We start from the raw sequence: 13,787 nt of genomic DNA, 5'->3' as shown, positions 1-13,787 counted from the left end.
CGTGAGGCATTGCCGTGCGCGGCCCTTGCGGCCTGGCGCGCCTGTCCGTTCCATTCATCGTGTGAGTTTTCATGAAACATTTCCGCGCACCTGCTGCGCTGGCCCTGCATGGCGCTGTCGCGCTCGCGTGGCCGGCAGCAAGCTTTGCCCAATCCGCGCCTTCTCCTTCTGATGCCCCCGCCAGATCCCTGGGCGTGGTGACCGTCAACAGCGGCCAGCCGACCTCCCTGCCCACGCAGATCCCGACCACGCTCGAAGGCATCACGCGCGAGCAGATCGAGCAAACCATCAACGCGACCGACAGCGAAGATGCGCTCAAGTACTTCCCGAGCCTGCTAGTGCGCAAGCGCTATATCGGCGACTACAACCACGCCATTCTTTCCAGCCGCGCCTCGGGCACTGGCAACAGCGCGCGCTCGGCGGTGTATGCCGACGGCATTTTGCTGTCCAACTATTTGGGCAACGGCATTGCCAACGGCACCAACTACGCGCCGCGCTGGGGCCTGGTCACACCGGAAGAAATCGAGCGTGTCGATGTTCTGTATGGCCCGTTTTCTGCCGCCTATCCAGGCAACTCGGTCGGCGCGGTGGTCGATTACGTCACGCGCATGCCGACGAGATTTGAGGCGCACGCCAAACTCAGCGGCTTCACGCAAAACTTCAAGCTCTACGGCACCGACAGCAGCTTCAGCGGCAGCCAGGCCAGCGCCTCGCTGGGCAGCCGCAATGGCGACTGGTCGTGGTTTATCAATGCCAACCGCACCCAAAGCGCGGGCCAGCCGCTGACCTTTGCGACACGCACCTTGAGCGCCACCGCGCCGGCGCCCGGCGCAACCGTGGTGAGCGGCGCGGTCCCCGGCTTCAACACACGCAATGTCCCCTGGCTGCTGCTGGGCGGCGCCACGCAGTACGAGACCGGGCAGGAGCACCTCAAGTTCAAGGTCGCCTACGATTTTTCATCGACGGTGCGCGCCAGCTACACACTGGGCTACTGGAAGAACACAGCGGAGAACCGTTCGCAAAGCTTTTTGCGCAATGCAGCCGGTGCGCCGGTGTACAGCGGCAATGTCAACATCAACGGCCGCGGCTACACGCTGGCGGCCAGTGATTTCGGCGTGAGCAATGAGGCGCTGACCCACGTGATGCACGGCCTGTCGGTCAAGTCCAACACGCAGGGGGTGTGGGACTGGGAAGTGGCGGGCAGTTTGTACGACTACCAGAAGGACCAGGCCCGCGCCGCCACCACCCCGCAGCCGGGCGCATTGAACGGCGGCGCCGGCACCCTGCAAGACCAGGATGGCACCGGCTGGAACACGCTGGCCTTCAAGGGCACCTGGCGGCCTGACGGCATCAAGGGCGCACACATTGTGGACTTCGGCTTTCAGCAAGACAGCTACGAGCTGCGCATCCTCAAATCCAATGCCGCCAACTGGCTGACCAGCGGGCCGGGCACGGTGGTGAGCGATGTGGGCGGCAAGACGCGTTTGCGCAGCGTGTATGCGCAAGACGCCTGGGCCTTTGCGCCGAAGTGGAAAACGGTGTTGGGCGCGCGGCTGGAGAACTGGACGGCCTCCAGCGGGTTTACCAGCTTTGGCGCGGGCAACGCCGCCAATACCGGCTATGCGGCGCGCAGCGACAACGCCATCTCGCCCAAGGCGGCGCTCTCGTACCAATGGTCGTCTGACACGGTGCTCAAGGCCTCGGCGGGGCGCGCGGTGCGCTTTCCGACGGTGGGCGAGCTGTACGGCGCGACGGCCACCGTCAATTCGCAGTACATCAACGACCCCAAGCTGCGGCCCGAAAAGTCGTGGACGACCGAGCTGACGGCGGAGAAGGACCTGGGCAACAGCCTGCTGCGCGTGACCTTTTTTACCGAGAACGTGCGCGACTCGCTGTATTCGCAAACCACGTTTGACCCGGTGGCCAACGCCAACATCAGCCGCGTGCAAAACGTCGGCCGCATCAAGACGCAAGGTGTGGAAGTCGCCTTCAGCGGCAACGACGTGTTCAAAAAAGGCCTGGACCTGAGCGGCAGCGTGACCTATGCCGATTCGCGCATCAAGGAGAACGGCGGTTTTGTGGCGACACCAGGCGACACGGTGGGCAAGTACCAGCCGCGCGTGCCGGTGTGGCGCGCCACGGCCCTGGCCAGCTACCGGTTTGACCCGGCCTGGACGGCGACGTTCGGCGCGCGCTACAGCGGCAAGCAGTTTTCCAGCCTCGACAACGCCGACGTAAACGGCTTTGCCTACCAGGGCACCAGCAAGTACTTCACCACCGATGTGCGCGTGCGTTACCAGGTCAACAAGCAGTGGAGCGCGGCGGTCGGCATCGACAACCTCAACAACTACCAGTACTGGAATTTCCACCCGTATCCGCAGCGCACCTTCATGGCTGAACTCAATTTCAGCCTGTGATGTCGCGCTTCTTCCCTATTTTTTTGAATCAAAGGATCAAACCATGAAACCCCTCAACGCTATTAAAACCATAGCTGCCAGTGCACGTCCTTATTGGGCTGGAGCCCTATTTATTGCTGCATCGCTACCGGCCGCCGCACACGTCACGCTGGAATACCAGGTGGCCAATGCAGGCAGCTATTACAAAGGCAGCTTCAAGGTCGGGCACGGCTGCGGCAGCTCGCCCGTCAAGCAGATCGTGGTGACCATCCCGGCCGGTGTGCAGGGCGCCAAGCCCATGCCCAAAGCCGGCTGGACGCTGGAGGTGACCCGCGAGAAGCTGGCCCAGCCGCGGCAGGACCACGGCAAAACCATCACCGAAGAGGTGTCACGCATCAGCTGGACGGCCAAAACACCGGCCGACTATTTGCAGAACGACTGGTACGACGAATTCGTGTTGCAGGCCAGGTTGCCCGCCAGGGCCGGCATGCTCTACTGGCCGGTCCTGCAGGTCTGTGAAGAAGGCAAGGTTGACTGGGCGGAAGTGCCCCAGCCGGGCCAAAAGCTGTCTGAGCTGAAAAGCCCGGCCGCCGCCCTGGAGCTGATGCCTGCCGGCGGCGGTGGCGAACACAACCATTGAGATTGAAAAGCCGAACTGTTTTTCATTTCCCGACTCCATTCCTTAATCACCGATTGAAAGCACCCATTCACATGCCATTCCCAAACTTCTCAATATTCTCAAAAACCGCCATGGCGTTGTCGATTGCGTCGGCTTGCCTCGCCGCTGTAGCCCAAACCACGCCGGTCAAGGTCGAAGGCGCCTGGGCGCGCGCCACCGTGCAGGGGCAAAAAGGCACCGGCGCTTTCATGAGCCTGACGGCGAAAGACGCCACCCAACTGGTGGGCGTGACGTCGCCCGTGGCCGGCGTGGCCGAAGTGCATGAAATGAAGATGGAGGGCGACGTGATGAAGATGCGCGCCTTGCCCCTGCTGGATTTGCCCGCCGGCAAAAAGGTGGACCTCAAACCCGGCGGCTACCATGTCATGCTGATGGACCTGAAAGCGCCGCTGGCCAAGGACAGCACCGTTCCCGTGACCCTGCTGTTCAAGGACGCCAGGGGTGTTGAAAGCAAACTGGAGTTGAAGCTGCCGGTGGCCACCACTGCACCGGGCGCCGCCGCGGGCTCAACCGGTGCTGCGGCCGAGCACAAGCACTGATTTTCAGCCGCGCTTGCCCGACCCCAGCCGGCGGTACACCGTGGCGCGGCTCACGCCCAGCGCTTTCGCCGCCTGCACCACATTGCCCCGCGCGTCGTCGACCGCCTTGCGGATCAGGGCGGTTTCCAGTTCCCGGAGCGGCCGGCGCGAGCTTTCTGCGGGCGGCAGCTGAAGCGGCGCCGGCTGGCCGGTGTGGCCGGGCAGCTGCGGCAGCGCGTGCAGGCGCAGGCCGCTCCACAGCGGCGCCTCCAGCACGCCGCCTTGCAGCGGGTCTTGCCGGCGCGCCGCGTCAAACAGCATCTCGAACGGCATGGCAAAGAGGTCGCTGCAATGCAAGGGCGCGCCGGCCCTGTCGTCAGTCTGGCCCAGCTGCGAGACCATTTGCCGCGCCGCGGGGTTGGCGCCGGTGACGCAACCGTCGGCATCCACACACACCAGCCCGTCGCTGTCATCACCCAGCGTGCGGCCCGGCCAGTTCAGGCGGATGAGCAGCGCGTGCGGCTGCCACAGCATCAGGGCGTTTTCAATGCTGCGCGCTGACTGGCTCACCAGGTGTTTGAGTTCGGGCCGTTCGGCCGCTTCAATGCCCGTCAGGTCCAGCATGCCGACGCAGCGCCCGTCGGGGCCGAACAGCGGCGCGCCGGCGCAGCTGTAGACCGACGTCGCGTCAAAAAAATGTTCACCGCGGTGCAGCCAAACGGGTTGCAACTCGGCCAGTGCGGCACCGATGGCGGTGGTGCCCACCTGCGACTCCGACAGGTCGATGCCGATGCGCGTGATCAGGTCGGCGCGGCGGTCTTGCCGGTCTATGGGCCCGTCCGTATCGACGACGACACCGGCCTGGTTGGTCAGGATGGCGAAGTAGCGCGTGTCGGCAATGGTGCGGCCCAGCTCCTGCAGCACAGGCCGCGCGGCGCGCACCAGCTGGTGATTCGCCTCCAGCGTGCGGCGCAGCGCTGCAGCCGGCACCATGTCGAAAGAAGGCGTTTGCTCGGGCCGGTGGCCGCCGTCCAGGCAGCGCCGCCAGGAGCGCTCGATCCAGCTTTCAACCGATGCGGTCGCCTCGCCAACCAGCTGCTCGCCGTAGAGAACCGCCTGCCGTGCCTGCCCTATGCGTGCCAGCCGGTCCTGCCCGCCGTAGGCAGGGGCAGGGTAGACGGAGCTCATCGGGGTTGTCATGGAGGCCATGGCGCATTGTGGCCAATTCAGCCGGTTTGCGGGCGGCGGCGGCTTTGGTTGACTGCGCTGCTGTGGCAAGCGGGAGATTGCGCCGGCTGCCGCATCCCCTATCGAGAGAATTTATAAGAAATAGGCCTCTAGCCCATATTCAGCGTGCATAGTTCGCTATCAAAATCATAGTGATCTTGAGGCCGGTCACCGTCATCAGCAGCGAGCCCGTCACATGCACCAGGGCCGTCAGCGCGGCCAGGCCGTAGCGCTCGTCCATCAAAAAGATCACCACCTCGGCTGAAAACGAGGAGAAGGTCGTCAGCCCGCCCAGGAAGCCGGTGACCAGCGCCAGGCGCCACACCGGGTCCAGGTTGGGCATGGCTTCAAAGGCGGCGATGCAGACGCCGATCAGAAAACCGCCGACCAGGTTGGCCGCCAGCGTGCCCCAAGGGATCAGCCCGCCCGGCGTGAGCCAGAGGCCGAGGCCCCAGCGGGCCAGCGCGCCCAGCGAGGCGCCTATGGAAATCGCAATGACAGGCAGCATGGTCCGGTTCCGCAGTCAAAACGCCATTGTTGCCGGACTTGCGCCGACTGTGGCTATTTTTGCGTGCCCATGACCAGGTCGGGCAGGATGGTCACGATCTGCGGGAACAGCGTGATCAGCGCGATGCAGATCACCATGCAGATAAAGAAAGGAATGGCGGCGCGTGCGATCACGTTGCTGTCTTTGCCGGTCATGTTCTGAAGCACAAAGAGGTTAAAGCCGACGGGCGGTGTGACTTCGGCGATCTCGACCAGCAGCACGATAAAAATGCCGAACCAGATCAAATCGAACCCGGCTTTCTGGATCATGGGCAGCACCACCGCACTGGTCAGCACAATCATCGAAATGCCGTCGAGCGCGGTGCCCAGCACCAGGTAGACCAGCACCAGCGCGCCTATCAGCGCGTAGGGCGAGAGGTGCATGGCGTCGACCCACTCGGCCAGCTCGCGCGGGATGCCGGTGAAAGCCATGGTCTTGGTCAGGAAGGCGGCGCCCGCCAGGATGAACATGATCATGCAACTGGTGCGCGTGGCGCCCATCAGGCCTTCGGTGAAGTTCTTCCACGTCAGGCACCGCCCCCAGGCGGCGATGGCCAGTGAGCCCAGCACGCCGAAGGCCGCGCATTCAGTCGCGGTGGCCCAGCCGGCCACCAGCACCCAGACGATGAACACGATCAGCAGGCCGCAGGGAATCAGGTTGCCTGACAGCCGGATCTTTTCCATGAAGGTGGTCGGCGGGTCGGCCGGCGGCACTTGGTCGGGGTTGCGCAGGCTCCACCAGCCGATGTAGCCCGAGAACAGCAGCATCAGCAAAAAGCCAGGCAGGAAACCGGCCAGGAAGATGCGGATGATGGACGCGTCGGCCGCCACGGCATACACCACCATGGTGATGGACGGCGGAATCAAAATGCCCAGCGTGCCGGCCGAGGCCAGCGAGCCGATGGCGAGTTTTTCGTTGTAGCCGCGGCGTTTGAGCTCGGGCAGCGCGACTTTGGCAATCGTCGCGCAGGTCGCGGCGGACGAGCCCGACACCGAGCCGAACACCCCGCAGCCGATGATGGTGGTGTGCATCAGCCGGCCCGGCACGCGGTTCAGCCAGGGGCGCAGGCCGTCGAACATTTCTTCGCTGAGCTTGGTGCGAAACAGGATTTCGCCCATCCAGATAAACAGCGGCAGCGCGGCCAGCTCCCACGATGCATTTGATTCCCAGAACGCGGAGAACAAATTTTTGCCCGGCAGCGTGTTGGTAAAAAACGCCTGCCCGACCCAGCCGACGATGGCCAGCGTCATCGCAATCCAGACGCCGCCGGCCAGCAGCACCAGCATGATGATGAGCAGCATGCCGCCCATGAGGAGGATATCCATGGTGTTGTTATCTTTCGCTTGTACGCAGCGGTTTTTTTACTGGACTTCTAGCGAGGAACACCGTGGAACCGGCCTTGGCCTGTCCTGAGCCCGTCGAAAGGCCGGGCCGCTGGTGTTGCCCCTTGAGGGGGAGGCGGCTACACGAAGTGAGCCCGCAACGGGGTGTGTCATATATCTGAAGAGAAGTCGCCTTTTGCGTGGCGTTCTTCGATGGAGCGCTGGTAACTGGGCTTGCCACCCTGCAGCACGGTAACAAGCTCGTCGACCATGGCGGCCAGCAACAACCAGCAGCCAATCACAAACGTGGATTGCGGAATCCAGATCGGGATCACGACCAGGCCGGTGGCCATTTCGTTGAACTCCCAGCTTTCATAGGTGAAGGCGGTGGCCGAGTAGGTGAGGTAGCCCACCGACACCGCCGCAATCAGCAGGCAGGTGACGTCGAGGATGCGGCGCACGCGCGGCGAGACCGAGTCGAGCAGCAGCGTGACGCGCACGAAGTCGCCGTGACGGAAGGCATGCGCCATCGCAAAGAATGCGGCGGCGGCGCACAGCCACGACACCACGTCGTTGACGCCGCTGACCGCCAGGTTCAACTGCCGGCCGACGCCGGCGACGATCATCAGCACGAAGATCAGGAAGACGCAGAAGGCGCCGAGGGCGCCCGCCGCGTCAAGGACACGTTCCAGAACGCGGCGCATGGCTTACTTCTTGGCCTTGTAGGCGTCCAGGATGGCGGCGCCATCAGCGCCGGCTGCCTTGAGCCAGTCGGCCTGCATGATCGCACCCACCTGGCGCATGTCGGCGTCCAGCTTGGCCGAAGGCTTGTGGATCTTCATGCCGCGCTCGGCCAGCAGGCGCTTGTATTCGGCGTTTTTCTCTTCGGCAACCTTCCAGCCGCGGGTTTCCGCTTCGGCAGCGGTCTTCAGCAGCGCGGCCTGCGTGGCCGGCTCCAGCGCGTTGAAAGCCTTCAGATTGACGAGCACCGCGTTCTTGGGGATCCAGGCCTGGGTGTCGTAGAAGTTCTTGATGTGCTCGTAGGTCTTGGTGTCATAACCGGTGGAGCCCGAGCTCATGTAACTTTCGATCACGCCGGTGGCCATGGCCGCGCTCAGCTCGGCCTGCTGGATCTGCACCGGCTGCGCGCCGATCAGCTCTGCAATCTTGGCGGTGGCGGGGCTGTAGGCGCGCCATTTGATGCCGCGCAGGTCGCCGACGGAATTGATTTCGCGTTTGGTGAAGATGCCTTGCGGCGCCCACGGCACCGAGAACAGCAGCTTGATGCCTTGGGCGGCCAGCAGTTTTTCCATCGCAGGCTTGGAGGCTTCATACAGGCGGCGTGCTTCGGGGTAGCTGGCGGCGACAAAGGGCACGCCATCCAGCGCGTAGAGGGGGTTTTCGTTGGCGTAGTTGGCCAGCAAAATTTCACCGGCCTGCGCCTGGCTGCTTTGCACCGCGCGCTTGATTTCGGGCGCCTTGAACAGCGACGCGTTGGCATGCACCGAAATCTTGAGCTTGCCGCCGGTGGCCGTGTCCACGTCTTTGGCGAACTGGGTGATGTTTTCCGTGTGGAAGTTGGTGGCGGGGTAGGCCGTCGGCAGGTCCCATTTGGTCTGGGCCAGGGAGGCGCCGGCCGCCAGCAGGGTGGAGGCGGCAAGGGCGGCGAGGGCGAAAGGACGAAGCTTCATGGGGAACTCCAGGGGTTATTCAGAAAAGCAGAATGCAGAAAGTGGATGGACTGTAAGCCGCCGGTGGGCAATGATGATCGGTGTTTTCCCTAAATGTCAACATTTTGTTGATAAATCGTTATTCATCTGCCTACAATCTGGCGCATGCAACAACAATGCCAACCGGAGCCGAACTGTGTCCCCAAAACCGCTGGATAAAGCTGACAGGGCTGCAAAGGGTGACCGGGCTGCTCCGGCAGACCGCTCGCCCATCGTGTCCTCAGCACACCTCGTCTCGCCGCAAAGCTCGGAGATGAGCGAGTTCGAATTTGGTTTGATCGTGGCCGGCAACGCCTTTCACCGCTGGATTGCGCACTGCATGAGTGCGGCAGGCCTGAAGGATTTGACGCCGCTGGACGTGCTGGTGCTGCACCACGTCACGCACCGCGCGCGCGACAAGCGCCTGGCCGACATCTGCTTCATCATGAATGTGGAAGACACCCACCTGATCAACTACTCGCTCAAGAAGCTGCAGAACATGGGCGTTGTCGGTTCCAGCAAAAACGGCAAGGAAGTCACTTACGCCTCGACCGAATCGGGCCGGGCCTATGTGCAGCGCTACCGTGAAATCCGTGAGTCCTGCCTCATCGACGCGATGAACGCCGATGAGGGCCTGAACCGGGATATCGGTGAACTGGCACGCCTGCTGCGCGTGCTCTCCGGCATGTACGACCAGGCCGCGCGCGCCGCGGCCTCACTCTAAACACAAAGCTCAAGCAATGACCCAAAAACTCTGGCAATTCTGGATAGACCGCGGCGGCACATTCACTGACATCGTGGCGAAAAAACCCGACGGCTCGCTCGTCACGCACAAGCTGCTGTCGGAAAACCCCGAGCAATACCGCGATGCCGCCGTGGCCGGCATACGCCACCTGCTGGGCTTGAAGCCCGGCGAGCCAATCCGCGCCGATGTGGTCGACTGCGTGAAGATGGGCACCACGGTGGCCACCAACGCCCTGCTGGAGCGCAAGGGCGAGCCGACGCTGCTGGTGACCACGCGCGGCTTTCGCGATGCGCTGCGCATCGCCTACCAGAACCGGCCGCGGCTGTTTGACCGCAACATCGTGTTGCCCGAGCTGCTGTACAGCGCGGTGGTTGAAGCCCAAGAGCGTGTGGGCGCGCAGGGCGAGGTGCTCCAGGCGCTGGACGAGGCGCTATTAAAAAAGGAGCTGCTTGCCAAATACCAGCAAGGGCTGCGAAGCCTTGCGATTGTTTTTATGCACGGCTACCGGTTTACGGCGCATGAAAAGGCCGCCCGGCGCATTGCGGCCGAAGTGGGTTTCACGCAGATCAGCACCTCGCACGAAACCAGCCCGATGATGAAGTTTGTGAGCCGCGGCGACACCACCGTGGTGGACGCCTATCTCTCGCCCATCCTGCGCCGCTATGTGGAGCAGGTGGCCAGCGAGATGCCGGGCGTGCGGCTCTTCTTCATGCAGTCCTCGGGCGGGCTGACGGATGCGCATGTGTTCCAGGGCAAGGACGCGATCCTCAGCGGCCCGGCCGGCGGCATCGTCGGCATGGCCCGCACGGCGGCGATTGCCGGCCACACCAAGGTCATCGGTTTTGACATGGGCGGCACGTCGACCGATGTCTCGCATTACGCCGGCGAGTTTGAGCGCGAATTTGAAACCCAGGTGGCCGGCGTGCGCATGCGCGCGCCCATGATGAGCATCCACACCGTGGCGGCGGGCGGCGGCTCCATCCTGAAGTTTGACGGTGAGCGTTTTCGCGTCGGCCCGCAAAGCGCCGGCGCCAACCCCGGCCCGGCCAGCTACCGGCGCGGCGGGCGCCTGGCGGTGACGGATGCCAACGTGATGGTCGGCAAGGTGCAGCCGCGCTACTTCCCGAAAGTTTTCGGCCCCAACGCCGACGAGCCGCTGAGTTACGAGGCCGTCCAGACCCAGTTCAACGAGCTGGCCGGCCAGACCGGCCGGAGCGCCGAGGTGGTGGCGGAGGGTTTTATCAACATCGCAGTGCAGCAGATGGCCAACGCCATCAAGAAAATCTCCGTCGCCCGCGGTTACGACGTGACGCGCTACACGCTGCAATGCTTTGGCGGCGCGGGCGGGCAGCACGCCTGCCTGGTCGCCGATGCGCTGGGCATGACCAAGGTGTTTGTGCACCCGCTGGCCGGTGTGCTGAGCGCCTATGGCATGGGCCTGGCCGACCAGAATGTGATTCGCGAGCAGGCGGTGGAGCTCAAACTTTCTGATGCGGCATTGCCCGAGATTGCGGGCAAGCTGAAGGACCTCGCGGGTCAGGCCGAGGCCGAGCTGCAGCGCCAGCAGGTCAGCACCGGCAACATCACCACACACCAGCGTGTGCATGTGCGTTATGAGGGCAGCGACGCCGCGCTGATTGTTCCCTTCGGCACGCTGGACCAGATTGAGGCCGGCTTTGAGGCCGCTTATCGCCAGCGCTTTGCCTTCCTGATGCAGGGCAAGGGCCTGGTGGTGGAGGCGGTGTCGGTCGAGGCCGTGGTGGCGGGTGATGCGCCCGCCGAGCCGCGCCACGCCACGCATGAGCCGCGCGAAGTGCCGCGCCGCGAAACCGTGCGCATGTATTCGGGCGGCCAGTGGCACGACGCGGCCCTGGTGGTGCGTGAAGATTTGCGGCCCGGCGACATCATTTCGGGCCCGGCCATCATTGCCGAGAAAAACGCGACAACGGTCGTTGAACCCGGCTGGGAAGCGGCGTTGACGGCACTGGACCACCTGGTGCTGGACCGCCGCGCCGAGCGCGCCATCAAGTTTGCGGCCGGCACCACGGTCGACCCGGTGCTGCTGGAGGTGTTCAACAACCTCTTCATGAACATCGCCGAGCAGATGGGCCTGCAGCTGCAGAACACCGCTTATTCGGTCAACATCAAAGAGCGCCTGGACTTCAGCTGCGCGCTCTTTGACACCGAAGGCAACCTGATTGCGAATGCGCCGCACATGCCGGTGCATTTGGGCTCCATGGGCGAGAGCATCAAGACGGTGATCCGCGAGAACGCGGGCAAGATGCAGCCGGGCGATGTGTATGTGCTGAATGACCCGTACCACGGCGGTACACACTTGCCCGATATCACGGTGATCACGCCGGTGTACCTGGGCACATCCACGCAGCCGACGTTTTATGTGGGCTCGCGCGGACACCACGCCGACATCGGCGGCATCACGCCGGGCTCCATGCCGCCGTTCTCGACGCTGATCGAGGAAGAGGGCGTGCAGATCAACAACGTCAAGCTGGTGGAGCGCGGTGTGCTGCGTGAGGCCGAGATGATTGCGCTGCTGAAAAGTGGCAAGTACCCGAGCCGCAATCCGCAGCAGAACATGGCTGACTTGAAGGCGCAGATTGCCGCCAACGAAAAAGGCGTGCAGGAGCTGCGCAAGATGGTCGAGCAGTTCAGCCTGGACGTGGTGCTGGCCTATATGCGCCATGTGCAGGACAACGCCGAGGAATCCGTGCGCCGCGTGATCACGCGCCTGAAAGACAGCGAGTTCACGCTGCCGCTGGACAACGGCGCGCAGATCAAGGTGGCGATCCGCGTTGATGCGAAAAACCGCAGCGCCGAGATTGATTTCACCGGCACCTCGCCGCAGCAAACCAACAACTTCAACGCACCGACGGCGGTGTGCATGGCGGCGGTGCTGTATGTCTTCCGCACGCTGGTGGACGACGACATTCCGCTGAACGCCGGTTGCCTGAAGCCGCTCAAGGTCATCATCCCGCCGGGCTCCATGCTCAACCCGAATCCGCCGGCGTCGGTGGTGGCCGGCAATGTGGAGACCTCGACCTGCATCACCAACACGCTGTATGGCGCGTTGGGCGTGATGGCGGCCAGCCAGTGCACCATGAACAACTTCACTTTTGGCAATGCGCGCCACCAGTATTACGAAACCATCTCGGGCGGTTCGGGCGCCGGCGGCAAGCTCGATGAGGCTGGCAAGCTGGTGTCGGGCTTTGACGGCACCTCGGTGGTGCAGACGCACATGACCAACTCGCGCCTGACCGATCCCGAAGTGCTGGAGTTCCGCTTCCCGGTGCGGCTGGAAAGTTATGAGATCCGTGAAGGCTCGGGCGGCGCGGGGCGCTGGCGCGGCGGCAATGGGGGTGTACGGCGTGTGCGGTTTCTTGAAGCCATGACGGCGAGCATTTTGTCCAATGGCCGCAAGCATGGCGCCTTTGGCATGGCGGGCGGTGAGGCCGGGCAGGTGGGGCGCAACCTGGTTGTGCGGGCGCAGGGGCAAGTCGAGGCACTGGATCACATCGGCCAAGCGGATATGCAGCCTGGCGATGTGTTTGAGATTCACACCCCAGGTGGCGGCGGTTTCGGAAAACTGTAGACCCACCCCTGTCCAGGCTCACTGCGTGTAGCCTGTTCTCCCCTCAGGGGACGGGGTCAGCGGTCTGGCGAAGCCAGTTCTGCGGCCCCTGCTGGTTGGGGAGCCTACACCTCGAAGGCTGCTGGCTGGCGGCCGTCGATGTCTGTGAAGCCGTATTCGCGGGCCAGATGGGCCACTAGGTGAACACCTCCGCTCTTGGCCATCACTTGCAGATCAGCCGCCAGCGCCGCCACGGCGCGCCCCAGGTAGCGCGGCGATTCGGTGCGGGTCAGGGCAGGCCGCTCATGCCAGTGCGCTTCGTCGGTCTGGTGGCCGGCCAGCACGAACTCGGTGCGCATCCATCCCGGCGACACGGCCAGCGACGCGATGCCGTGCGGGCGCAACTCCTCGGCCATGCCGAATGCCAGGCGCGTCATCGATGCCTTGGCCAGGTCGTAGAACAGGTTGCCCTTGAGGTAGTGGCCACGGTCCCAGAAGGTGGTGGTGACGAAGAGGCCCTTGCCCTGGCCGAGCATGAGCGGCACCGCCAGGCGGCTTGAGAGCAGGTGGTTGCGCACGCCGCGGTCGAACATGGTGTCCCAGTGTTTCAGCGGGTGCTCCCAGAAAGGGGCGTCGAAAACGCCGTCAAAACTTTCATGGCCGCCCCAGGCGTTGTTGACCAGCAGGTCGAGCCGGCCCTGCTCTTTTTGCACCCGAGCGAAAAGCGCAGCCACGTCGCTTTCATCGGTGTGGTCGCACTGCGCCGCAATGCCTTTGCCGCCCAGGCGCGTCACCTCATCGGCGGTGTCGTCGATCGTGCCCGGGACGGCGGGCAGCTTCGACAGGGCGAGCAGGCTGTCATAGCCCGGGGCGGGGTGCCCGCGTGTGCTGCGCCCGGTGACATACACCGTGGCGCCCGCGGCGCCCAGTTCCATCGCAATGCCCCGGCCGGCGCCGCGGCTGCCGCCGGTGACCACCGCGATACACCCTTTGAGCGCGGGCGCTTTGTAGGTGCTGCTTTGACGTTGTTCCATGAACCGCCTTCCTTTTTAACTTTG

At 63.9% G+C, this 13,787-nt stretch carries 11 protein-coding genes; 5 read left to right on the top strand and 6 right to left on the bottom strand.

The annotated features are described in order from the left end of the window. Positions 1–71: 71 nt before the first annotated feature. The 3 genes from DT070_RS00285 (at position 72) to DT070_RS00275 (ending at position 3,614) form a co-directional block, all read left to right on the top strand. Positions 72–2,417 carry a TonB-dependent receptor gene (locus DT070_RS00285; protein WP_122953605.1) on the top strand — a complete coding sequence of 782 codons (2,346 nt, stop codon included), beginning with the start codon at positions 72–74 and terminating at the stop codon, positions 2,415–2,417. Positions 2,418–2,460: 43 nt separating this feature from the next. Next, positions 2,461–3,036, top strand: a complete 576-nt coding sequence (locus DT070_RS00280) for a YcnI family protein (protein WP_122953604.1) — start codon at positions 2,461–2,463, stop codon at positions 3,034–3,036. A 110-nt stretch (positions 3,037–3,146) separates the two neighbouring features. Further along, complete coding sequence (locus tag DT070_RS00275; RefSeq protein ID WP_228778622.1) at positions 3,147–3,614, top strand: copper chaperone PCu(A)C; 468 nt, start codon at positions 3,147–3,149, stop codon at positions 3,612–3,614. 3 nt (positions 3,615–3,617) lie between these two features. Here the strand turns inward: DT070_RS00275 and DT070_RS00270 are convergent, their stop codons facing one another. The 5 genes from DT070_RS00270 to DT070_RS00250 form a co-directional block, all read right to left on the bottom strand. Further along, complete coding sequence (locus DT070_RS00270; protein ID WP_228778623.1) at positions 3,618–4,781, bottom strand: helix-turn-helix domain-containing protein; 1,164 nt, start codon at positions 4,779–4,781, stop codon at positions 3,618–3,620. 160 nt (positions 4,782–4,941) lie between these two features. Next, entirely contained in the window at positions 4,942–5,328 is a 387-nt protein-coding gene (gene crcB, locus DT070_RS00265) for a fluoride efflux transporter CrcB (RefSeq protein WP_122953601.1), read from the bottom strand. A gap of 53 nt (positions 5,329–5,381) precedes the next feature. After that, positions 5,382–6,692 (bottom strand): TRAP transporter large permease, encoded by a 1,311-nt coding sequence (locus DT070_RS00260; RefSeq protein ID WP_122953600.1) that lies wholly within the window; start codon positions 6,690–6,692, stop codon positions 5,382–5,384. Positions 6,693–6,859: 167 nt separating this feature from the next. Then, positions 6,860–7,393, bottom strand: a complete 534-nt coding sequence (locus DT070_RS00255; RefSeq protein ID WP_122953599.1) for a TRAP transporter small permease — start codon at positions 7,391–7,393, stop codon at positions 6,860–6,862. A gap of 3 nt (positions 7,394–7,396) precedes the next feature. Continuing rightward, positions 7,397–8,380: a TRAP transporter substrate-binding protein gene (locus DT070_RS00250; protein WP_122953598.1), complete on the bottom strand. Its 984-nt coding sequence runs from the start codon at positions 8,378–8,380 to the stop codon at positions 7,397–7,399. A gap of 292 nt (positions 8,381–8,672) precedes the next feature. Between DT070_RS00250 and DT070_RS00245 the strand changes: the two genes are divergently transcribed. Together DT070_RS00245 and DT070_RS00240 are read left to right on the top strand one after the other, a co-directional pair. Beyond that, complete coding sequence (locus DT070_RS00245; protein WP_369973942.1) at positions 8,673–9,122, top strand: winged helix DNA-binding protein; 450 nt, start codon at positions 8,673–8,675, stop codon at positions 9,120–9,122. A 16-nt stretch (positions 9,123–9,138) separates the two neighbouring features. Beyond that, entirely contained in the window at positions 9,139–12,750 is a 3,612-nt protein-coding gene (locus tag DT070_RS00240) for a hydantoinase B/oxoprolinase family protein (RefSeq protein WP_122953597.1), read from the top strand. Positions 12,751–12,854: 104 nt separating this feature from the next. On the opposite strand, the gene DT070_RS00235 is transcribed toward DT070_RS00240, so the two are convergent. After that, positions 12,855–13,763 (bottom strand): SDR family oxidoreductase, encoded by a 909-nt coding sequence (locus tag DT070_RS00235; protein WP_122953596.1) that lies wholly within the window; start codon positions 13,761–13,763, stop codon positions 12,855–12,857. Between the last annotated feature and the right edge of the window lie 24 nt (positions 13,764–13,787).

The organism is Polaromonas sp. SP1 (assembly GCF_003711205.1).
GTDB lineage: Bacteria > Pseudomonadota > Gammaproteobacteria > Burkholderiales > Burkholderiaceae_C > Polaromonas.
The sequence above is the reverse complement of the archived record's forward strand: the minus strand, read 5'-3'. Positions and strand labels throughout refer to the sequence as shown.